Annotated in this window: 21 protein-coding genes; 9 read left to right on the forward strand and 12 right to left on the reverse strand. The window is 64.6% G+C overall.

Features of this window, described 5'->3' with window-relative positions:
• Window positions 1-74 precede the first annotated feature (74 nt).
• Window positions 75-929 carry a MetQ/NlpA family lipoprotein gene (locus FJ951_RS07855; protein WP_140514241.1) on the reverse strand — a complete coding sequence of 285 codons (855 nt, stop codon included), beginning with the start codon at window positions 927-929 and terminating at the stop codon, window positions 75-77.
• Window positions 930-1,160: 231 nt separating this feature from the next.
• Complete coding sequence (locus FJ951_RS07860) at window positions 1,161-1,418, reverse strand: hypothetical protein (protein ID WP_140514243.1); 258 nt, start codon at window positions 1,416-1,418, stop codon at window positions 1,161-1,163.
• A gap of 244 nt (window positions 1,419-1,662) precedes the next feature.
• On the opposite strand from FJ951_RS07860, the gene FJ951_RS07865 reads away from it, so the two are divergent.
• From FJ951_RS07865 to FJ951_RS07895, 7 genes are all read left to right on the forward strand, one after another.
• Window positions 1,663-2,757 (forward strand): transporter substrate-binding protein, encoded by a 1,095-nt coding sequence (locus FJ951_RS07865; protein WP_140514245.1) that lies wholly within the window; start codon window positions 1,663-1,665, stop codon window positions 2,755-2,757.
• The gene (locus FJ951_RS07870; RefSeq protein ID WP_140514247.1) at window positions 2,754-3,371 is read left to right on the forward strand and encodes an ANTAR domain-containing protein; all 618 of its coding nucleotides are present in this window, start codon (window positions 2,754-2,756) and stop codon (window positions 3,369-3,371) included. The genes FJ951_RS07865 and FJ951_RS07870 overlap by 4 nt, the downstream gene beginning before the upstream one ends.
• A gap of 19 nt (window positions 3,372-3,390) precedes the next feature.
• The gene (locus FJ951_RS07875) at window positions 3,391-4,257 is read left to right on the forward strand and encodes an ABC transporter permease (protein ID WP_210239741.1); all 867 of its coding nucleotides are present in this window, start codon (window positions 3,391-3,393) and stop codon (window positions 4,255-4,257) included.
• Complete coding sequence (locus FJ951_RS07880) at window positions 4,254-5,174, forward strand: ABC transporter permease (protein ID WP_140514251.1); 921 nt, start codon at window positions 4,254-4,256, stop codon at window positions 5,172-5,174. The genes FJ951_RS07875 and FJ951_RS07880 overlap by 4 nt, the downstream gene beginning before the upstream one ends.
• A 34-nt stretch (window positions 5,175-5,208) precedes the next feature.
• Complete coding sequence (locus FJ951_RS07885; protein WP_140514253.1) at window positions 5,209-6,852, forward strand: ABC transporter substrate-binding protein; 1,644 nt, start codon at window positions 5,209-5,211, stop codon at window positions 6,850-6,852.
• Complete coding sequence (locus FJ951_RS07890; protein WP_140514256.1) at window positions 6,842-7,786, forward strand: acetamidase/formamidase family protein; 945 nt, start codon at window positions 6,842-6,844, stop codon at window positions 7,784-7,786. The genes FJ951_RS07885 and FJ951_RS07890 overlap by 11 nt, the downstream gene beginning before the upstream one ends.
• Before the next feature lie 163 nt (window positions 7,787-7,949).
• The gene (locus FJ951_RS07895; protein WP_140514258.1) at window positions 7,950-9,725 is read left to right on the forward strand and encodes an ABC transporter ATP-binding protein; all 1,776 of its coding nucleotides are present in this window, start codon (window positions 7,950-7,952) and stop codon (window positions 9,723-9,725) included.
• An 85-nt stretch (window positions 9,726-9,810) separates the two neighbouring features.
• Here FJ951_RS07895 and ggt read toward each other — a convergent pair whose 3' ends face one another.
• From ggt to FJ951_RS07920, 5 genes are all read right to left on the reverse strand, one after another.
• Window positions 9,811-11,397, reverse strand: a complete 1,587-nt coding sequence (ggt, locus tag FJ951_RS07900) for a gamma-glutamyltransferase (protein ID WP_140514260.1) — start codon at window positions 11,395-11,397, stop codon at window positions 9,811-9,813.
• Window positions 11,398-11,445: 48 nt separating this feature from the next.
• Window positions 11,446-12,246: an ABC transporter permease gene (locus FJ951_RS07905; protein ID WP_140491547.1), complete on the reverse strand. Its 801-nt coding sequence runs from the start codon at window positions 12,244-12,246 to the stop codon at window positions 11,446-11,448.
• Window positions 12,243-13,169 carry an ABC transporter permease gene (locus FJ951_RS07910; RefSeq protein ID WP_140514262.1) on the reverse strand — a complete coding sequence of 309 codons (927 nt, stop codon included), beginning with the start codon at window positions 13,167-13,169 and terminating at the stop codon, window positions 12,243-12,245. The genes FJ951_RS07905 and FJ951_RS07910 overlap by 4 nt, the downstream gene beginning before the upstream one ends.
• On the reverse strand, window positions 13,169-14,251 hold the full coding sequence (locus FJ951_RS07915; RefSeq protein ID WP_140514264.1) for an ABC transporter ATP-binding protein: 1,083 nt from the start codon (window positions 14,249-14,251) through the stop codon (window positions 13,169-13,171). Before FJ951_RS07915 ends, FJ951_RS07910 begins: the two co-directional genes overlap by 1 nt.
• A gap of 69 nt (window positions 14,252-14,320) precedes the next feature.
• Entirely contained in the window at window positions 14,321-15,361 is a 1,041-nt protein-coding gene (locus tag FJ951_RS07920; protein WP_140514265.1) for an ABC transporter substrate-binding protein, read from the reverse strand.
• 218 nt (window positions 15,362-15,579) lie between these two features.
• Here FJ951_RS07920 and FJ951_RS07925 point away from each other — a divergent pair, with 218 nt between their 5' ends.
• The gene (locus tag FJ951_RS07925) at window positions 15,580-16,281 is read left to right on the forward strand and encodes a GntR family transcriptional regulator (RefSeq protein ID WP_181165185.1); all 702 of its coding nucleotides are present in this window, start codon (window positions 15,580-15,582) and stop codon (window positions 16,279-16,281) included.
• A 141-nt stretch (window positions 16,282-16,422) separates the two neighbouring features.
• Entirely contained in the window at window positions 16,423-16,980 is a 558-nt protein-coding gene (locus FJ951_RS07930; RefSeq protein ID WP_246670963.1) for a TMEM175 family protein, read from the forward strand.
• Window positions 16,981-17,138: 158 nt separating this feature from the next.
• Here the strand turns inward: FJ951_RS07930 and FJ951_RS07935 are convergent, their stop codons facing one another.
• The 5 genes from FJ951_RS07935 to FJ951_RS07955 all read right to left on the reverse strand — a co-directional run bounded on the left by FJ951_RS07935 (window position 17,139) and on the right by FJ951_RS07955 (window position 21,145).
• Window positions 17,139-17,879 carry a carboxymuconolactone decarboxylase family protein gene (locus FJ951_RS07935; RefSeq protein ID WP_348640072.1) on the reverse strand — a complete coding sequence of 247 codons (741 nt, stop codon included), beginning with the start codon at window positions 17,877-17,879 and terminating at the stop codon, window positions 17,139-17,141.
• Between the two features lie 63 nt (window positions 17,880-17,942).
• Window positions 17,943-18,401 carry a cupin domain-containing protein gene (locus tag FJ951_RS07940; RefSeq protein WP_140514268.1) on the reverse strand — a complete coding sequence of 153 codons (459 nt, stop codon included), beginning with the start codon at window positions 18,399-18,401 and terminating at the stop codon, window positions 17,943-17,945.
• Window positions 18,402-18,457: 56 nt separating this feature from the next.
• Window positions 18,458-19,474, reverse strand: a complete 1,017-nt coding sequence (locus tag FJ951_RS07945) for a zinc-dependent alcohol dehydrogenase family protein (RefSeq protein ID WP_140514270.1) — start codon at window positions 19,472-19,474, stop codon at window positions 18,458-18,460.
• Window positions 19,475-19,490: 16 nt separating this feature from the next.
• On the reverse strand, window positions 19,491-19,841 hold the full coding sequence (locus tag FJ951_RS07950; protein ID WP_224646208.1) for a cyclophilin-like fold protein: 351 nt from the start codon (window positions 19,839-19,841) through the stop codon (window positions 19,491-19,493).
• 113 nt (window positions 19,842-19,954) lie between these two features.
• Window positions 19,955-21,145 carry an MFS transporter gene (locus FJ951_RS07955; RefSeq protein ID WP_140514271.1) on the reverse strand — a complete coding sequence of 397 codons (1,191 nt, stop codon included), beginning with the start codon at window positions 21,143-21,145 and terminating at the stop codon, window positions 19,955-19,957.
• Between the last annotated feature and the right edge of the window lie 159 nt (window positions 21,146-21,304).

Consider the following 21,304-nt stretch of genomic DNA (forward strand, 5'->3'; position numbering starts at 1 on the left):
ATCCGAAAACGAAAATTGCGGCCCGCGCTCGAGCGCGGGCCGCAATAGCTGTCGAACCGGGCGCCCGTCCGTTCTCAATAGGCGCTGAGGCCGGTGCCCTTGTAGACCTTGTCGAACTCGGCTTTCACCGCCTCGTTCTGGTAGGAGGCGACCAGCGTCTTCACCCAGGGCTCGTTCTCATTGCCAACCTTGACCGCGATGAAGTTGCGGTAGGGGTTGTCGGCGATAGGCTCCTGCGCGATACGGTTTTCCGGTGTCAGGCCGCTCTTCAGCGCCCAGTCGGTGTTGACCACGGCGGCATCGAGATCCTCGACGGAGCGGCCGACAATGCCGGCGTCAAGCTCCTTGATCTCGACCTTCTTCGGGTTTTCCGCGATGTCGGCGGTGGTGGCGAGAATGCGGGTGCCGTCCTTCAGTTTGATCACGCCTTCGTTCTGCAGCACGCGCAGCGCCCGGCCTTCATTGGAGGGATCGTTCGGCACGCCGATCACCGCGCCCTCGGGCAGGTCGGCGATCTTCGTATATTTCTTGGAGTAGAGGCCGATCGGCCAGACGCCGGTATAGCCGACGCGCACGATGTGGTAGCCCTGTGTCTTGATCTGGTTGTCGAGATAGGGCTGGTGCTGGAAGGCATTGGCGTCGATCTCGCCGCGTTCCAGCGCCTCGTTGGGCTGGGTGTAATCGTTGAACACCACGGTCTCGATGCTGAGGCCCTTTTGCGCCGCCTGGGCGACGACGACCCGCCAGACATCCTCGTCCTCACCGCTGATGATGCCGACCTTGATCGCCTTCTTGTCTTCGGCGAACGAAGCGCTGGGCGCAATCAGCCCGGCGACCGCGACCGCCGAAGCGAAAAGCAAGCCAAGACCCGCGCGGCGGTTGAAATATGACGAGAGGGAAGACGACAAGGTGTTCCTGAAATCGGACATGATGGATCTCTGCGGTTGCGAAGTCACAAGCCGGGCGGAACGCCAAGCCTTGTCCAGATCATCAGAAACTCTAGGGATATTATCAAAGAACCACGTTCCCCCGTTCGCCCGGAAGCCCGGAATATTCTCTCAAAATTTTCTGAACGGCGAGCACGGCAGCCTAGCCGCCGAGCCAAACGGGCCTGCCGATCACGTCGGCGACGCGCTTCAGGCCTTCAGCCGATGGGCGTTTCAGCGCGGCTCCGACCAATCCAGCATTTCTTTTCTGTAGTACTCTCGATACATAAGGGCATCACTGAAAGGCTCATGCGCCTTTCGCAAACGGGAAACTTCGCGGTCCCACAAGCGGAACAAGCGCTGCGATTCCTCGCGCCACTGATTTCTGATCCGCCTTGGCCGGCCGCCAGGGCATGACGCATATTCCTTCTCCATCGCATAGTGGTATGCGAAGTCACGTGCCTTGTAGGTCACGAAATCGAAATCGGACATGCGGACGACCTGTGCTTTCCGGCAAGCATATAGGAGTTCGGTGCGCGACACGACAGGGATAGCGGCGGTAGGTGATAGCCCGTCAAATTCAAACTGAGACACCACGCACTTTCCCGCTTGACTGGGTGGTGGCACGGAATAGTTTAGGCTGAAAATACCGGCCCTGATCGCCGGGCGGCAAGAATGCCTCGTATGCCTCGCCCTCCGGCGGTGGCTGCGGGGCATTGTTATTTTGGGGATCTGTTTGAAACGGCGTATCGAGATCGGCATCCTCTATTCCCGCTCGGGAAGCTACCAGCTCGTCTCCGATGCGTGCCGGATGGGCGCCATGCGCGCCATCGCCGACATCAATGCCGACCGCGGCTCGGGTATCGAACTGATGCCCGTCGAGCGCGACCCGCAAAGCAACGCCGATCGCTATGCGACGCTCTGCGAGGACATCTTCAGGACCAGCAGCGCCCGCCATGTCGTCGGCTGCGTCACTTCCTGGAGTCGCAAGGAGACCATTCCGGTGCTGGAAAAAGCCGGCGGCATGCTCTGGTACGCCTGCCCCTATGAAGGCTTCGAGGCCAACGAGCACGTCGTCTACATGCACGCTTGCCCAAACCAGCATCTGGTGCCGCTGATGGCCCATGTCGTGCCCCGCTTCGGCGCCAACGGCTTCCTGCTCGGCTCGAACTACATCTGGGGCTGGGAGATGAACCGCGTGGCGCGCGACCTGATCGCGGATGCCGGCGGCAAGGTTCTGGGCGAGCGCTATCTGCGCATAGGGGAGACCGACGTGTCGCGGCTGATCGCCGAGATCCGGGCGACGCGGCCGAACTTCGTCCTCAACAACCTGATCGGCACCTCCTCCTACGCCTTCCTGGCGGCCTACCGCGACCTGGGCGTTGAGGACCCGGCCTTCAGCCCCGAGGTGTGCCCGGTCATCTCCTGCAACCTCACCGAGGGTGAGCTGCCGGCGATCGGCGAAACCGGCAAGGGGCATTTGTCGGTCGGGCCGTATTTCGCGCCTCGCCCGGCGGCCTTCGCCTCGTCTTTCGAGGCCTCCGCCTATGCCTCCGTGCAAGTGATGGCCGACGTGCTCTCGCGTGATCCCGACGCCGGTCCGGCGGAATTTTCCAAGGCCTTCGCCGAACGGCGCTTCTCCACCCGGCTCGGCCCGATTGCTATCGACGCTCATTCCCAGCACGCAACGCTGCCGGTAATCATCGGCCGGATCGCCGACGGCTTCTTCGAGGTCGTCAGCCGGCAGCACGAGGTCGCGCCGGATCCGTATCTGTCACGCTATGACCCGGCCAAAACATTCGGCCGGCCGCGCCTGAGGGTGGTGTCGTGACCAGGCCATCGCGCATCCCGAATCTCGGCGGCGCCAGGGCATTCATCCTGCATCGCCCGCACCCGACCGTGCAGGCCATCACCAGGCAGTTGTCCGCCATCGGCCTGGTCACCGTCGACTGCTGGCCCGAACTGCCGCCTGAAGCGCTGGCTGCCGATTTCGTGTTCTTCGACGCCGATCTCGGTTTCGACGAGCAATTCCCGTGGAAGGCCGGCGAGGCGCCGATGCCGCTGGTGGCGCTGATCGGTTCGGAGGCGCCCGGCCGCATCGAATGGGCGCTGTCGCACAAGGCCGATGCGCAGCTCCTGAAGCCGGTCGGCACCGCCGGCGTCTACAGCGCGCTGCTGATCGCAAGGCAGAGTTTCGAGGCGCGAAAACATTTGGCCGGCGAGATCGCCACGCTGCGCCAGCGCGTCGCCGAGCGCCAGACCATCGTGCGCGCGGTCGCGGCACTGTCGAAAGGCGCCGACGACGATCGCGCCTATGCGCAGCTTCGCTCGCTGGCGATGAGCTGGCAGATCAGCGTGGAGGATGCGGCGCGCCGCATCGTGGCAATGATGAGTGAGGAAGTAACGGGTGAGGAAAGCGGCGATGACCACTCCCATCGCGCCTGACCTCCCGGCGGCCGCACGCATGCCGGTCAAGCCGCGCGCCGGCGTCTGGCGTCGGCTGGTCAAACGCCGCCTGGCAGTGCTTGGCCTGGTTATCGTCGCCATCGTCCTCGCCGGCGCGATCCTTGCGCCTTGGCTGACCGTCTATGATCCGAATGAGCAGATGTTCGACGGGCTGACGCTGGAAGGCTCGCCCTTGCCGCCCGGCGCAAAATTCTGGCTGGGCACCGACCTGCTCGGCCGTGACCTGTTGACCCGCATCCTCTACGGCGCCCGCACCTCGCTGATCATCGGCATCGCCGCCAACGGCGTGGCGCTGTTGATCGGCACGCTGGTCGGCGTCACGGCGGGTTATTTCCGCGGCTGGATCGGCAGTGCTCTCATGCGCTTCACCGATCTGATGATGGCGTTTCCGGCACTGCTGCTCGCCATTTGTCTCGCGGCGGTGTTCGAACCAAGTCTCTGGATCGTCGCTCTGGTGATCGCACTGGTCAACTGGGTGCAGACCGCGCGCGTGATCTACACCGAAACCTCCTCGCTCGCCGAACGCGAGTTCATCGATGCCGAACGCACTATCGGTGCCGGCGCGCCGCGCATCCTGTTCCGCCACATCCTGCCGCATCTTCTGCCCACCATTATCGTCTGGGGCACGCTCGGCATCTCGACCACGGTGCTGCTGGAAGCGACGCTTTCCTTCCTGGGCATCGGCGTGCAGCCGCCGACGGCCTCCTGGGGCAACATCATCTTCGAGAACCAGACCTACTTCCAGGCGGCGCCCTGGCTGGTGTTCTTCCCGGGTGCGGCGATCCTGGCGCTGGCGCTGGCCTTCAACCTGATCGGCGACGCGCTGCGCGACATCCTCGATCCGACGCAAAGGGGCCGCGCATGATCGCCTATCTCGGCCGCCGCCTGATCCAGTCGCTGCTCATCCTGCTCGGCGTCTCGCTTATCACCTTCGCGCTGCTTTATTTGCTGCCTGCCGACCCGGTGCGCCAGATCGCCGGCCGCAGCGCCACGCCGCAGACGGTCGAGAACATCCGCCAGCAGCTCGGCCTCGATCAGCCCTTCGTGGTCCAGTACTGGCACTATCTCACGAAGCTCGCCAGCGGCGATCTCGGCCGCTCCTACATCCAGCGCTCCGAGGTCACCGAACTGATCGTCTCGCGGCTGCCGGCGAGCCTGCTCCTGATGGTCGGCGCCATCCTGTGCGAATTGCTGATCGGGCTCTCGATGGGGCTGATCGCCGCCGTCAAGCGCGGCACCGCCACCGACCAGACGCTGATGGTCGCCTCCTTCGTCGGCGTCTCGGCGCCGCAATTCGTCGTCGGCCTGCTTTTGCTCTACGTGTTCGCCGTGCGGCTCGGCTGGTTCCCGATCGGCGGCTACGGCACCTGGCGCCATCTGGTGCTGCCTTCGCTGACCATGGGCATTCTCGGCGCCGGCTGGTACGCGCGCATGATGCGCTCCTCGATGATCGACGTGCTGCGCCAGGATTATGTGCGCACTGCGCGTGCCAAGGGCCTTGCGCGGCGCGCCATCCTGTTCCGCCATGCGCTCCCCAACGCCATCCTGCCGGTCATCGCCATGATCGGCATCGATATCGGCATCTTCATGGGCGGCATCGTGGTGGTCGAAAGCGTGTTCGGCTGGCCAGGCATCGGCCAGCTCGCCTGGCAGGCGATCCAGCGCGTCGACATTCCGATCATCATGGGCATCACCCTGGTGTCGGCCTTCGCCATCGTGCTCGGCAATCTCTTGGCCGACATCATCGCCCCGTTCATCGATCCCCGCATCAAGCTCAGATGAAACCAGAAAACCAACAGAGAAAGGGAACATAACAATGAAAAAGCTTCTCGCATCAACCGTGGCCGCATCGGCGCTGGCGCTGATGCTCGGCATGACGAGCGTCCGCGCCGAGGACGCCGTCGATCCCAACGCCAAGCAGGGCGGCGCCATCACCATCACCTACAAGGACGATGTCGCGACCCTCGACCCGGCGATCGGCTATGACTGGCAGAACTGGTCGATGATCAAGAGCCTGTTCGACGGGCTGATGGACTACGAGCCGGGCACCACCAATCTCAAGCCCGACCTCGCCGAAAGCTACGAGATCTCGCCCGACGGCAAGACCTTCACCTTCAAGCTGCGCCATGGTGTGAAATTCCACAATGGCCGCGAAATGACCGCCGAGGACGTGAAATACTCGCTCGACCGCGTCACCAATCCGAAGACGCAGAGCCCCGGCGCCGGATTCTTCGGCTCGATCAAGGGCTATGACGATGTCGCCGCCGGCAAGGCCGAAAGCCTGTCCGGCGTCACCGTCGTCGATCCCTATACCGTCAAGTTCGAGCTGACCCGGCCCGACGCCACCTTCCTGCATGTCATGGCCATCAACTTCTCGCATGTCGTGCCGAAGGAAGAGGTCGAGAAATACGGCGCCGATTTCGGCAAGCATCCGGTCGGCACCGGCGCCTTCAAGCTCGCCGAGTGGACGCTCGGCCAGCGCATCGTCTTCGAGCGCAACGCGGACTACTGGCACAAGGGACTGCCGCATCTGGACAAGATCACCTTCGAGATCGGCCAAGAGCCGATCGTGGCGCTGCTGCGCCTTCAGAAGGGCGAGATCGACGTGCCCGGCGATGGCATTCCGCCGGCCAAGTTCCAGGAGGTGATGGCCGATCCCGAGCAGAAGGCGCGCGTCGTCGAGGGCGGGCAGCTGCACACCGGCTACGTCACCATGAACACCACCATGGCGCCGTTCGACAATGTGAAGGTGCGCCAGGCGGTCAACATGGCGATCAACAAGGCGCGTGTCGTCCAGATCATCAACAACCGTGCCGTGCCGGCCAACCAGCCGCTGCCGCCCTCGATGCCGGGCTACGACAAGGCGTACAAGGGCTATCCCTATGACGTCGCCAAAGCCAAGGCGCTGCTGGCCGAAGCCGGCCATCCCGACGGCTTCGAGACGCAGCTTTTCGCCATGAACACCGATCCCAATCCGCGCATCGCGCAGGCGATCCAGCAGGACCTCGCGGCGATCGGCATCAAGGCCAGCATCCAGTCGCTCGCCCAGGCAAACGTCATCGCCGCCGGCGGCGACAAGGCCGGCGCGCCGATGATCTGGTCGGGCGGCATGGCCTGGATCGCCGACTTCCCGGACCCATCGAACTTCTACGGTCCGATCCTCGGCTGTGCTGGCGCGGTGCCTGGCGGCTGGAACTGGTCGTGGTATTGCAACAAGGACCTCGACGCCAAGGCGGCCGAGGCCGACTCGGTGGTCGACCCGGCTAAAGCCGCCGAGCGCGACAAGATGTGGAGCGCCATCTACGACAAGGTGATGGAGGACGCGCCCTGGGCGCCGGTCTTCAACGAGCAGCGCTTCACCATGAAGTCCGCGCGCATGGGCGGCGCCGACAACCTCTATGTCGACCCGGTCCATATCCCGATCAACTACGACAATGTGTACGTAAAAGATGTGCAATAATTGCGACTACACCATCCACGGACGCCATCACCATTTCGGCTGGGACAATTCCTTTGCCCCGGCCGAGCGGGTGGCGCCCGGCTCGACCATCGAGTTTCAGTGCCTCGATTCCTCCGGTGGCCAGCTCAAGCCCGACAGCACCGTCGCCGACATCGCCAAGCTCGACTTCGCCGGGATCAACCCTGTCACCGGGCCGATTTTCGTCGAGGGCGCCCAGCCGGGCGACGCGCTGAAGGTGACGATCGAGATGTTCAAACCGTCCGGCTTCGGCTGGACGGCGAACATTCCAGGTTTCGGCCTGCTCGCCGACGACTTCAAGCAGCCGGCGCTGAACATCTGGAAATACGATGCCGCCTCGCTGGAGCCGGCCTTGTTCGGCAAGAACGGCCGCGTGCCGCTGAAACCCTTCGCCGGCACCATCGGCAATGCGCCGGGCGAGATGGGCCATCACTCGGTGGTGCCGCCCCGCCGCGTCGGCGGCAATCTGGACATTCGCGACCTCGCCGCCGGCACAACGCTCTATCTGCCGGTGGAGGTGGCCGGCGCACTGTTTTCGGTCGGCGACACGCATGCCGCGCAGGGCGACGGCGAGGTCTGCGGCACGGCGATCGAAAGCCCGATGGACGTCGTGCTCAAGCTCGACCTGGTCAAGGACGCCAGGCTGAAGATGCCGCGCTTCACCACGCCGGGCCCGGTGACGCGTCATCTCGACACCAAGGGCTACGAGGTGACCACCGGCATCGGCCCGGACCTGATGACCGGCGCGAAAGAGGCGGTCGCCCAGATGATCGACCTGCTCGCCGGCCGTTACCAGATCGATCCGGTCGAGGCCTATATGCTGGCCTCGGTCTGTGGCGATCTCAGGATCAGCGAGATCGTCGACATGCCGAACTGGGTGGTGTCGTTCTACTTCCCGCGCTGCGTGTTCGAATGATGTTCGGTCGGCGCTGCACCCCCACCCCGCTGCTTCGCAGCGACCCTTCCCACAAGGAGGAGGGTAAAAAACCGGCGCCCTACCTCCCCCTTGTGGGGAGGTCGGACCGAAGGTCCGGGTGGGGGGCGCCACAGAATAGATCCCTTGCAGGTTTTCGTCTGCAATGATCTCCGCCACCGAAACAATTCTCGACATCGCCAATCTCTCCGTCTCCGTGCGTGGCGAGGACGCCGAGCGCGACGTCGTCTCCAACCTCTCTCTGACGCTTTCACGCGGCGAGACGCTCTGCATCGCCGGCGAATCCGGCTCCGGCAAATCGATGACCGCGCTGGCGATCATGCAACTACTGCCGCAGCCCCCCGCGCGCATATCTTCGGGCACGATCCGCCTTCTTGGCGGGGATGCGGGCGACACCGATCTCACAGCGCTCGACGAGCGCCGGATGCGCCGCATCCGCGGCGACCGCGTCGCCATGATCTTTCAGGAGCCGATGACCTCGCTGAACCCGGTGCTGTCGATCGGCCGCCAGCTCACCGAATCCATCGAGGCGCACACCAGCCTCTCGCCCGCCGAGGCCCGAAGCCGCGCCATCGAGGCGTTGAAGGCAGTGCGCATTTCGGAAGCCGAAAGCCGGCTGAAACAGTTTCCGCATGAGCTGTCCGGCGGTATGCGCCAGCGGGTGATGATCGCCATGGCGCTGGCGCTGGAACCCGACGTGCTGATCGCCGACGAGCCGACGACTGCGCTCGACGTCACCGTGCAGGGCGAGGTTCTGGAACTGCTGCGCGACCTGCAGCGCCAGCACGGCACCAGCGTCATTCTCATCACCCACGACATGGGCGTGGTCGCCGAAATGGCCGACCGCGTCATCATCATGCGGCATGGCCGCATGGTCGAGGAAGGCAAGACATCGGACATTTTCGCCAGGCCGCAAGCCGAGTACACACGCGAGCTGCTCGCCGCCGTGCCGCGCATCGGCACTGGCGCCGGCCGCCAGAAATCGAAAGAGATTGCCGAGCCGGCTGCGCCGGCGAACGTCGCCGATGTCACCGATCTGCATGTCCGGTTCGACCTGCGTGGCGGCTTCTTCGGCCGGGTCAACCGGCGCGTCCATGCCGTCGAAGGCGTCAGCTTTTCGATCGCGCCCAACGAAACGCTGGCGCTGGTGGGCGAGTCCGGCTGCGGCAAGTCGACCACCGCCAAGGCGCTGGCCGGACTGGTGCCTTATACCGGCGACATCGTCATCGGCGGACGCAACCTGTCGGGCCTCGGCCGCGACCAGCGCAAGGCGGTGCGCCGCGACGTGCAGATGATCTTCCAGGACCCCTACGCGTCGCTCGACCCGCGCATGCGCGTCGGCGATCTCGTCGCCGAGCCGCTGGTCATCCATGGCGTCGCTTCGAAGGAAGAGCGCAGGGAGCGGGTGGCGGCATTATTCGAGCGTGTCGGCCTGTCGGCCGGCCAGATGGAGCTCTATCCCCACGAATTCTCCGGCGGCCAGCGCCAGCGCGTCTGCATCGCCCGTGCCCTGGCGCTCAGGCCGAAGCTGATCATCGCCGACGAAAGCGTTTCGGCCCTCGACGTTTCCGTGCAGGCGCGCGTGCTCGACCTGCTGAAGGAATTGCAGCGCGAATTCGGCGTCGCCTACCTCTTCATCTCGCACGACATGGCCGTGGTCGAAAACATCTCCGACCGCGTCGCCGTCATGTATCTCGGCCAGATCGTCGAAATGGGCACGCGCGACCAGGTTTTCTCCAACCCGCGCCACCCTTACACCAGGCGGCTGATCGAAGCCGTGCCGGTGCCCGATCCGGCGAAGCGCAGGAGCCGGTTCGCAAGGCTGGACCAGGAGATTCCGAGTGCGACGCGGAGGCTGGGCGAGAGCCCGCAGAGGCTGGTGCTGAGCGATGTCGGAGGCGGTCACCTGGTGGCGGGGTGAGGGTATGCTGCTCATGTGGGGCGGCGCCGACGCTTCCTGTGGCAACTGCAGCCATATCCGGGCCGCGACGGCTGTCCCGATCCCATCAATACCCAAGCGCCATTCCGTCCTTGCGTGGATCCGACGCCCCGGTCAGCGTTCCCTTTTCCCAGTCGATCAACACCGCCTGGCCGCCGCCGAGCGGATGGTGCGGCTGGGTGATGGCATGGCCGCGGCGGCGCAGGCCTTCGATCGCATCAGCGGGAACACCGCGCTCGGCCTCCACCATGCCGTCATTGTAGAACACTCGCGGCGCATCGAGCGCCTGCTGCGGATCCATGCCGAAGTCGAGCATGTTGGTCAAAAGATGGACGTGGCCGAACGGCTGGTAGCCGCCGCCCATGACGCCGAACGGCATCACCACGCGGCCGTTTCGCGTCGCCATGCCGGGCATGATCGTGTGCATCGGCCGCTTGCCGGGCGCGATGGCGTTCGGATGCGCCGGGTCGAGGCGGAAGCTCGAGCCGCGGTTCTGCAGCACCACGCCGGTCTTCGGGCCGACGACGCCGCTGCCGAAGGAATAATAGGTCGAGTTGATGAAGGAGACCGCGTTGCGGTCGCGGTCGACGATGGAGATGTAGACCGTGTCGCTGCCGGGCAGCTGCACATCCGGCAGGTGCGTCATGGCACGCTGGCGGTCGATCTCGGCGCGCAGCCGCTCGGCATAGGCGGCCGACAGAAGCTCTTTTACCGGCACCGGCACATGGTCCTGGTCGCCGAGGAAACGGTCGCGGTCGCGGTAGGCCAACCGCCCCGCTTCGATCTCCAAGTGCAGGCGCTCGGCGCCGTCGGGGTCGAGCTCGCCGAGCCTGAGCCCCGACAGCACATTCAGCATCACGAGCGCCGTCAGCCCCTGATTGTTCGGCGGCATCTGGTGGATCTCGTGGCCGCCATAGGAGACGCTGACCGGCGCTACATAATCGCCCTTGGTCGAAGCGAAATCCTCAAGCGAATGCAGTCCGCCCAACGCCTTGAGCCGGCTCACAATGTCGTCGGCGACGGCGCCTTCATAGAACCCGGCGCGGCCATGCCTGGCAATGATGCGTAAGGTGGCGGCAAGCTCCGGCTGCCGGTGCACGTCGCCGGCCCTGGGCGCCTCGCCGCCCGGCAGGAAAATGCGCGCGGCGTGCTCGTCGGCCGACAGGTCGGTCTCCGGTTCGGCCCAGTCGAAGGCGACGCGGTCATGCACGACATAGCCGTTCTCGGCATAGTTGATCGCCGGCGCCAACACCTCTGCAAGGTCCTTGCTGCCATGGTCTTCCAGCAGCCTGCACCAGGCGTCGATCGCGCCGGGCACGGTCACGGCATGCGGTCCCTGTTTGGGAAGTTCGCTGAAGCCTTTGTCGCGATACCAGTCCACGGTCGCCTTGGCGGGCGCCCGGCCGGAGCCATTGAAAGCCAGCACGTGTCCCTGCCCCGCGGGGCAATAGAGGACAAAGCAGTCGCCGCCTATGCCGGTCGATTGCGGCTCGACCACGCCCTGCACGGCGGCGGCGCAGACAGCGGCGTCCATGGCATTGCCGCCGGCGCGCAGCATGTCAATGGCTGCAAGCGTCGAAAGCGGATGCGAGGTCGCGGCGATCGCTTCGGTGGCACGGACCGGCGAGCGGCCGGGAAACTGGAAATCACGCATTCTGTCCGAATATCTCCTGGTCACTTGAAGCCAATTGGTCCGGTGAAATCAATGCCGTCTGCCGAAGATCTGCGCCACCGACAAGAGCACGACCGACAGCACGATCAGGCAGGTCGAGATGGCAGCGATCGTCGGGTCTATCTGGTCGCGCAGGGCGTTGAACATGCGGCGCGTCAAGGTCGTCGTCTCGCCGCCCGATATGAACAGCGAAACCACCACTTCGTCGAAGGAGGTGATGAAGGCAAACAGCGCGCCCGAAACGATCGAGAAGCGGATCTGCGGCATGGTCACCTGCCAGAAGGCGGCGACGCGTCCGGCGCCGAGGCTGCGCGCCACGCGCTCTTGGTTCATGTCATAGGAGCGCAAGCCGGACAGCACCGTCAGCACCACCAGCGGCAGCGCCTGCACCGTATGCGCGATGACCAGGCCGGTCAGCGTGTTGTTGAGCCCGATGCGCGCATAGAGGAAGAAGGTGCCGATGCCGATCAAGATCACCGGCACGATCAGCGACGCGGTCATCAGCGCGTTGATGGTGCCGTTGAAGCGCAGGGTGCCCCGGTTGATGGCATAGGCGGCGGCCGTGCCGAGCGGCGTCGCCACCAGCGCGGTCATAACGGCCACCTTGACCGAGACCACCGTCGCGTCGCGCCACTCCAGCGACTGGAAGTAGGTCTGGTACCAACGCAGCGACCATTGCTGCGGCGGAAACTGCAGCAGCGTCGAATCCGAAAACGACATGATGACGATGATGACCGACGGCGCGATCAGGAACAGCAGCACGAGGCCGCCCAGCGCATAGAGCCACAGACGTTGCCGGTGCGAGATCGGCAGGCCGACATCTCCGCTCATCGCGAACTCCACACACCTGTGGCGCGCGCGCCGAGCAGCCACTGGAACAGGCCGAGCAGCGCCAGCGTGACCACGAGCAGCACGACGCCGAGCGCCGCGCCGGCGCCCCAGTTGGAATAGAGGCTGGTGGTCTGTTCCATGCGCATCGCCCACATGACGACCTTGCCGCCGCCCATCAGCGCCGGCGTGACGAAAAAGCCCAGGCACAGCACGAAGACGATGACCACGCCCGAGGCGAGGCCGGGCAGCGACAGCGGAAAGAAGATCTGCCGGAAGGTGGCGACGGGGCCGGCGCCCAGATTCATCCCGGCGCGCAGGCAGTCGGTGTCGATGGTCTTCATCGAGGCGTAGAGCGGCAGCACCAGGAACGGCAGCAATATATGCGTCATGCCGATGACGACGCCGGAAAAATTGTTGGCCAGCGGCAGCGGCTGGCTGATGACTCCGAGGTCGATCAGCCAACTGTTGATCAGCCCCTTGCGCTGCAGGATCACCAGCCAGGCATAGGTGCGCACCAGCACCGATGTCCAGAACGGCAGGATGACGAAGATCAGGCAGATCGACGCCGCCCGGCGCGGCAGTTGCGACAGCATGTAGGCCAAGGGATAGCCCAGCAGCACGCAGGCGGCGGTGACGATGAAGGCGACCTTGAAGGTGGTGAGGAAGGTCTTGATGTAGGAGGCCTGCTCGAAGAAGCGCGCATAGTTGGCGGCGCTCAAGACGCCGGCCTCGTCGAACAGCGACAGCCAGAACAGCCAGCCGATCGGCACGATGATGATGGCAAAGACGAGGAACAGACTTGGCGCCAGCAGCGCCAGCAGCCGAAACTGCTCGCGCCGCGCATCGGCGCGCAACGCATGCGCGTTCAGGTCCTGGGTCATGGCGCCAATTGCCTCGTCCATCGTGGCGGTTTGCACGCTCATCAGTCCGCCGCCACCAGGATCGTATCCTGCGCATCGAGGCCAAGCGCGATCGGCTGCCCGGAGGCCGGCAACCTGGCCAGCACGTCGCTGCGGCAATAGTCGCGCAATGTCAGCTGCCTGCCGTCGCGCAGCACGGCGTAGCAGACGAAGCTGTCGCCCTGATAAATCACGTCACTGAGCGTCGCGCTGAGCACGTTGACGCCCTTGGCCGGCTCTGCATTTGACAGCAGCCGCAGCTTTTCCGGCCGCACCACCATCAGCTGCTGGCCCGATGCCGGCGCCGGCGCCGCGGTGTGGATTTGCCTGTCCTCGTACCAGACCGAACCGCTGCGGTATTCGACGGGAATGAAATTCGATTCCCCGATGAAGCCGGCGACGAACCGGGTGCGCGGCGCGGCGTAGAGAATTTCGGGCTTGTCGAGCTGCTCGATGCGCCCGGCATTCATGACGGCGATACGATCCGACATGGTGATCGCCTCGCGCTGGTCGTGCGTGACATAGACAGTCGTCATGCCAAGCCGCCGATGCAGGGCGCGCAGTTCGATCTGCATGTGCTCGCGCAGGCCCTTGTCCAACGCCGACAGCGGCTCGTCCATCAGCACGATGCGCGGCTCGAACACGATGGCGCGCGCCAGCGCCACGCGCTGGCGCTGGCCACCGGAGAGCTGGTCGACGCGCCGTTCGCCGAGGCCCTGCAACTTCACCAGCTCCAGCGCTTTTTCGACGCGTTCCACCGTCTCGGCGGCCGGAACGCGGCGCTGCTTCAGCGGAAAGGCGATGTTGTGGAAGACGTTCATATGCGGGAACAGGGCATAGTTCTGGAACACCATGCCGATATTGCGCCTGTGCGGCGGCGTGGTGATGATCTCCTCGTCGCCGACCTTGATTGAGCCGGCATTGGCCCTGACGAATCCCGCCAGGATCATCAGCAGCGTCGTCTTTCCGGAGCCGGAAGGGCCGAGCAACGTCAGGAATTCGCCGGCCGCGACGTCGAGATTGAGGTCGCGCAGCACCGATACGGAGCCAAAACGTTTCTCTATCGCGCGCATGCCGATCGGCAGCGCGGATGGCGCAATGGACAAGATTGTTTTCTCCTAGGCAGGACTCCAAGAAGCAGGGCCAGGCGGCCCCGCAATGTCAGGGTTTCCGGTCTATTGCTGGATCAGATTGTTGAACTTCTCCGTCGCCTCGACGAGGTTGTCGCGCCAGAACTCGGCGTCCTGCAGCACCTGCTTCTTGACGTTCTCAGGCGACGAGTTGATGTCCTTGATCCGCTCCGGCGGGATCTTCCCGGTCTCGAACGCCTTCTCGTTGACCGGTCCGTTGTCGACATAAAGCGGCAGATTGGCCTGTAATTGCGGACTGACGAACATCGCCAGCGCCTTCATCGCGACCTCCTTGTTCTTGGCGCCCTTGGGAATGACCATGCAGTCGGCGGTGAGTACGCCCTGGTCGAAGGAGAAGCTGACCGGCGCGCCTTCCTTCTTCAAGGTGCCGGCGCGGCCGTTCCAGATGCTTGCCATGTCGACCTCGCCGTCCTTCACCAGTTGCATGGCCTGCGCGCCGGAAGTCCACCAGGCATCGACATGGCCACGGATCTTGTCGACCGATTTCAGCGCGCCGTCGATGTCGACAGGATAGACCTTGTCGATCGGAATGCCTTCGGCGAGGGCTGCAACGCTAAGCGTCTCCGTCGCCTGGCTGCTGCTCAGTGCGCGCCGTCCGGGAAACTTCTCCACATTCCAGAAGTCGGCCCAGGTCTTGGGGCCTTTGTCACCGAATACGTCGGTCCGGTAGACGAGTACCACGGAGGTGTAGGAGATGCCGACCCAGTCGTCATGCACGAGCTTGGGATTGATGCCGCTCTTGTCGATGAGGTTGTAGTCGAGCTTTTCGAAAAGCCCTTCCTTCGAGCCGCGCGCGCATTCGTCGGCGCCGAGCTCGGTGATGTCCCACTTCACCGCGTTGCCTGTCACCTGCAGGCGCACGTCATCGAGACCGTTGGTCGTGTCTTCCTTGATGGTGATGCCGAGCGCATCGGCGGTCGGCTTGAAGAAGGCCTTGGCCTGCGCCTCCTGATAGGTGCCGCCCCATGAGGCGACGGTAATGGTGTCGCCTGCCGCGGCGGGCGCCGTGACCGTGGCCATGAGGCCCGCTATGGCAACGACGCTAATGCCTTTGGTGCTGTTCATTTCGGTTCTCCAACCGGTGTTCCCATTGTTTTTGATTTCGCATGCGATTTTGTATACAATTTTGAGTGTAGCTCGGGGATCAGCGAAGTCAACACCGCTCGGCGGGGCCTTGGGGCCACCGACCCGGGGCCGGGGAATGGCAAAACGCGCCGATTTTGAATACAGCTACGCGCGAAACACATCGATTTCCGGCACGGACCGGAGACTGGATACGGAACTTGGCCAAGGAAACAAAAAACACGCTGCGCGACTCGGTCTATTCCGCGCTCAAGGCAATGATCGTGACCGGCCAGATCCCGCCGGGCGCGCGCGTCACCGAGAGCGACATTGCGGCAAAGCTGAATGTCAGCCGCACGCCCGTGCGCGAGGCCTTCAACCGCCTCGAGCGCGACGGGTTGGTCACCGGCCGGCCGCGGCAGGGCTACGCCGTCACCGAGTTCGACATAAACATGTTCCGCGAGGCCTTCGACATCCGCGAACTGCTCGACGGCCACGCCACCGAACTGGCGGCGGCTGCGGCCACCGAGAAAGACAAGGCGCGGCTGCGCGCCATGCTGGCCGAATGCGAGAGGCTGGCCGCCATTGCGGATCGAACCACAAGGGAAAAATTCCAGGAGCTTGAAGTCGGCATCGATCTGCACCGCGTCATCGCCGAAATCAGCGGCAATGCCATGCTGCACGGCATGCTGTGCGGCATCCTCGACAAATGCCAGCACTATGTCTGGACGGAACTGCTGTGGCTCGACGAATGGAAGATCGCCCGCGACGAGCATGCCGAGATCGTCGAGGCGATCTGCGCCGGCGACGCCAAGCGCGCCGGCGCCCTGGCGCGCGCCCATGTGCGCGGCTCGCGCGAGAACGTGCTGCGCCTGCTGCAGGCCAAATCGGATTACCAGAGCTTTCTGGCCAAGGCGTCGTGAGCGGGGTTGGACTTGGCGCGAAGCAACGCGTTAGCGATCTCAACTGGGCAGCCATGGATATTGCGGGTGGCGATGCTACCATAGGCCGGACGAACCTCGACAAGGACACTCCAGGTGCTTCCCTCGACAGGGCTTGAGCGATTGAGCGCATTTTCGGATGGCGTGTTCGCCGTCCTTATCACCGTGCTCGTGCTTGACCTGCGCCCACCGGAGGTGCCGACCTTCACTGCGTTGCTGGCCTTGTGGCCGACATGGCTGAGCTACGGCGTGAGCTATCTCTTCATCGCCATCGTCTGGGCGAACCACCATCATCTCCTGCGCCATGCCACGGCGGCGACGACCAGCCTGATGTGGTACAATTTCGCGCACCTGTTCTCGGTGTCGCTGCTGCCGCTGGCAACCGCGTGGATGGCGGTCAGCGAGCTGGCCCCGCAGCCGGTGGCGTTCTACGCGGTCGTCTTCTTCCTGGTGAACCTGACCTACATTCTCCTGATCCGGGAACTCATCGACCCGATGCCGGCCGACACCGTTCCGCTCAAGGTGCGCAAGGTCATGCGCATCCGCTCGATGGTGACGCTGTGCCTTTTCGGCTTGGCGGCGGTCGTCGCCCTGAAATACCCGATCGCCGGACTGGCGATCTGTTGCTGCTGCCTGACGGTCTATCTCCGGCCGGAAGCGCCGGGATCGCGCGCCGGCTGAGCGCAATGTCAGGTCATGCCGCCCGCGTCGGCTTTCGGCCTCGATCCGCCAGACCGCCCTGAATTTGCGCTGGGCAGTCTCCAGATGCTCGCCGCATCGCCACTTGGCCGCGTCAGGCCGCGCGGCTCGAACGGCAGGGTCGTTACGGTCGAAAATGATCAGTCGGCGGAGCGCTTCTCGAATACGGAGCGTGCGACCGGGGCTGCCGAGAAAGCGTTTGGCCATCCCGCGTAATAGGCGAGATGACTGATCACCTCCGAGGCCTCGGCGCGCGTCAGTCCATTATCCATGGCCCTGTTGAGATGATAGGGAATCTGCTCCACCTGACCGGCGGCGACCAGCGCGCTGACCGTCACCAGGCTGCGGTCGCGCGGCGCGAGATCGGGACGCAGCCACAGGTCGCGAAACAGCACTTCCGTCGTGTCGCGCACCAGGCCCGGCGACGCCGGTCCCGTGCCTTGCTCGACCCGTGCGGCACGATCGGCCTCCGCCTTTTCGTCGAGCGGCAGCAAATCGACGACAGCCTTGGGGAGCTGGTCCGACCCGATGCCGCGTGCCTCGAACACCGCTTTGGCGATCGCCGTGGCTGCCATCGCGTTGCCCCACCCGGCATAGAAGGCAAGATGCGTGATCATCTCCGAGATCTCGGCCGGCTTCACGCCACTGTCGAGGGCGAGGCTCAACTGCTCCGGCAGGAGTATGCCCTGGTTGCGGGTGACCACCGCCGCGATGGTGACGATGCTGCGATCGCGCCGCGACAGGCCGGGGCGCTTCCAAACGTCATTGGCAAGCTTGTCCGTCGCATAGCGCGCAAGGGCGGGCGAGACGGCCTGCACATCCTCTGGAGGCAGGCTGCCGGTCTGCGATCCCGTCTGCGCCGCAGCGTCGGCAGCCCCCATCGACAAAGCGAGTGCGAGAATGGTTGAAGGTTTCATGATGATGCCTTTCGTTCCTGCGTACGGTCAGCGGTATTGCTCGTCGGAGACAGGCTCCAGCCAGTCGACATTCTTGCCGTCATGCATGTAGCTCAACGCGATATGGGCCATCGGGCTGGTGGCGGTCGCGCCATGCCAGTGCTTCACCCCGGCGGGAATCCAGACGACGTCGCCTGGATTGATGACGAGGGCCTCCTTGCCGTCTTCGCGAATCCAGCCTTGGCCTGATGTGACGATCAGCAACTGACCGGCAGGATGGGTGTGCCAGACGGTGCGCGCTCCGGGAGCAAAGTTCACCAGCCCTGTGCTTGCGCGCGTTATCTCGGTGGCGGGAAACAGCGCAGTGATGACCGCTTGCCCGGTAAAGTTTTCTGCCGCTCCGATCATCGCCGGCGTGCTGCCGTTTGTCCGGATTTCGATGCCCTGCGCTTGCACGGGCATACCTCCCGCCACACTCGCGGCCGTTGCTGTCAGGATTTTCTTCATTTTGGTCTCCTTAAGGTTCGCTCCCCTGCATTTGTGGGCTGAACGCAGTGCGGCGCTTACAGACGAAGCAGCGTCTTGATCGCCCGCCTCTCATCCATGGCGCGGTAGCCCTCGGCGACATCGGCCAGCGGCAGGGTCAGGTCGAAGACCTTGCCGGGATTGATCTTGCGCTCCAGCACCAGATCCATCAGATGCGGAAGAAAACGGCGCACGGGCGCGGGGCCGCCGAGCAGGCTCTTCTGGGCGAAGAAGAGGCCCTGGCCGTCGAGCTGGACGCCATGCGGCACGCCGACGAAGCCGATCGAGCCGCCGGGGCGGGCACAGTTGATCGCCTGCATCATGGATTCCTGCGTGCCGACGCATTCCAGCACGGATTCCGCGCCGACGCCGCGGGTCAGATCCTTGATCCGCGCCACGCCGTCATCGCCGCGCTCCGAAATGATATCGGTGGCGCCGAATTCGAGCGCGAGATCCTGGCGCGTCTTGTGACGGCTCATGGCGATGATGCGCTCCGCGCCCATCTGCTTGGCCGCGAGCACGCCCATCAGCCCGACCGCGCCGTCACCCACGACGACCGCCGTCGCGCCGGGCTCGACGCGCGCGGCGTCGGCGGCATACCAGCCGGTGCCAAGCACATCCGATGCCGCCAGCAGGCTCGGGATCAGATCGTCCTCGGGCATGCCGGGGGTGGCGACCAGCGTGCCGTCGGCAAGCGGCACGCGCAGCATCGGCGCCTGCGCCCGGCTCATGAACTCGCGCTGCTCGCAGGACGAGGGGAAGCCGAAGCGGCAATGCGGGCAGGTGTTGTCGGAGGTGCAGAACGAGCCGACGACGAACTGGCCGGGCTTCACCGTTCTCACCGCGCTGCCCACTTCCACCACCACGCCGCAATATTCGTGGCCCATATGCATCGGTTCGTTCAGCGGCTGGAGCCCGCGATAGGGCCACAGGTCGGAGCCGCAGATGCAGGTGGCCGAGAGCTTGAGGATGGCGTCGGTGGGATGAAGGATTTCGGGCTCCGCCACTTCCTCGCAGCGGATGTCGCCGGCACCGTAAAGAACTGTTCCGAGCATGGTTTTCTCCTTGAGCCTATGTCAGGCGTTCTATGCGTATGTTGAAGCGTCCGCCGCGCAGCAGCGGCGCGATACCGCTGTCGACGCGGCCGAGCCGGATCAGGCCGCGCGAATACCGGTAGGGGCCATAAAAGAAGATGAGATTGCCCCAGGGCGCGTAGTAGGCGATGTCGCCGATGGCCTCGTTGTCGAACGGGCCGCTGCCCTCGATCCGCAATTTGCGCGGCAGGTAGCCGATCTTCTCGACGGATGCGTAGTCTTCCAGTGTCAGGTCGAGCGGCAGCATCGCGGCGAAATCCTGCGCGCTCAGATTGTCGAACAGGGAGGCCGTCAGGCGCATTGCGTCCACTTCAATAGCAATCCTCATCAACGGTCTCTCCTGTCCGTCCGTTCCGCCGGCTTGGCTTGGCGCGGCGGAGGGCGCGAACGCGGCTGCCAGTGCGGCGGCAACCGCGGTGCGGCGCGTCATGTGGCTGCGTGTCATGGCGCGTCCTTGCCATGATCATGGGCGGCTGCCGCCGCGGCCAGCGCGGATCCCACAAGCAGCACCGCGCCGAGTGCGAAGGGGCTTCGCCAGCCGAGCGTGTCCAGTAGCAGGCCGCCGCCCGCCACCCCGAGCGTGATGGCGAACTGGATGACGGCGACCTGCAAGCCGCCGCCGGCTTCGGCATCGTCGCGCAGCGCGCGGCTCAGCCAGGTGCCCCAGCCGACCGGCGCCGCGGTTCCGAAAAAGCCCCAGCCGACGAGCAACGCGGTGACGGCCACCGGCATCGATCCAAGCACGATCAATGCGACCGCCAACAGCGCCATGGCCAGCGGAATGATGATGACGATGCTGTAGAGCCGCGTCTTGAGCAGCCGGCCTATGGTCCAGGTGCCGGCGACGCCTGCTAGTCCCATCACGAGCAGGATCGCCGAGAGCGCCGAAACGCCGACACCGGTCACGGTTTCCAGGAAAGGCCTGAGATAGGTGAAGAGCGCGAACTGGCCCATGAAGAGCAACAGGATCGAGGTCATGCCGAGCGCGACCTGACGGCGCAGCAGCAACCGGAGGACATTGCCCGACGCCTTGCGGCCGCGTGGCGGCAGCGCAGGCAGGCTGAAGCTTTGCCAGACAAGGGCAAAGAGGGCCAGCGGCACCACGAGGAAGAACGCGCCGCGCCAGCCGACATAATCGCCGAGCAGGCTTCCGAGCGGCGCCGATATGGTTGCCGCGATGGCGTTGCCGGCGTTGATCATCGCCAAGCCCTCGGACACGGAGTCCTCCGGCACGAGGCGCATCACGATCGCGGTGGACATCGACCAGAAACCGCCGATGGCAATGCCGAGCAAGACGCGGCCGATCATCAGCACGGCATAGTTGGGCGCAAAGGTCACCACCAAGCCGGACACGGCGAGCAGCAGCGAGAACGACGTCAGCACCAGCTTGCGGTCGATATGCCGCGTCAGGCCGGCGATGAACAGGCTGGTGAGGACCGCGAAGATGCCGGAGACCGAGATCGCCTGTCCCGCCCGGCCTTCGGTGATGCCGAGCCCGTCGGCGATCGGCGTCAGCAAGCTGACCGGCATGAACTCGGAAGCGATGAGGACGGCGACGCAAAGCGTCATCGAGAACACCGCACCCCATGCTGCCCGAGGCTTCACCAGCCTGTCGTCGTAAGTCGTTTCCATCAGCCGTCACCACGCACAAAAAGCCGGCCGCCGGAAAACGCATCGGCGGCCTGTTCGCGACAGGAGATAGCGCCGGACTATTGGAATGATTAGCGGCTGAAAGTCGCTTGAACTTATCGATGCAGGCCATAAATAACGTCGGGCCGTATTCAGCGGGGC

It is taken from the genome of Mesorhizobium sp. B2-2-3 (assembly GCF_006442405.1).
Taxonomy (GTDB): Bacteria; Pseudomonadota; Alphaproteobacteria; order Rhizobiales; family Rhizobiaceae; genus Mesorhizobium.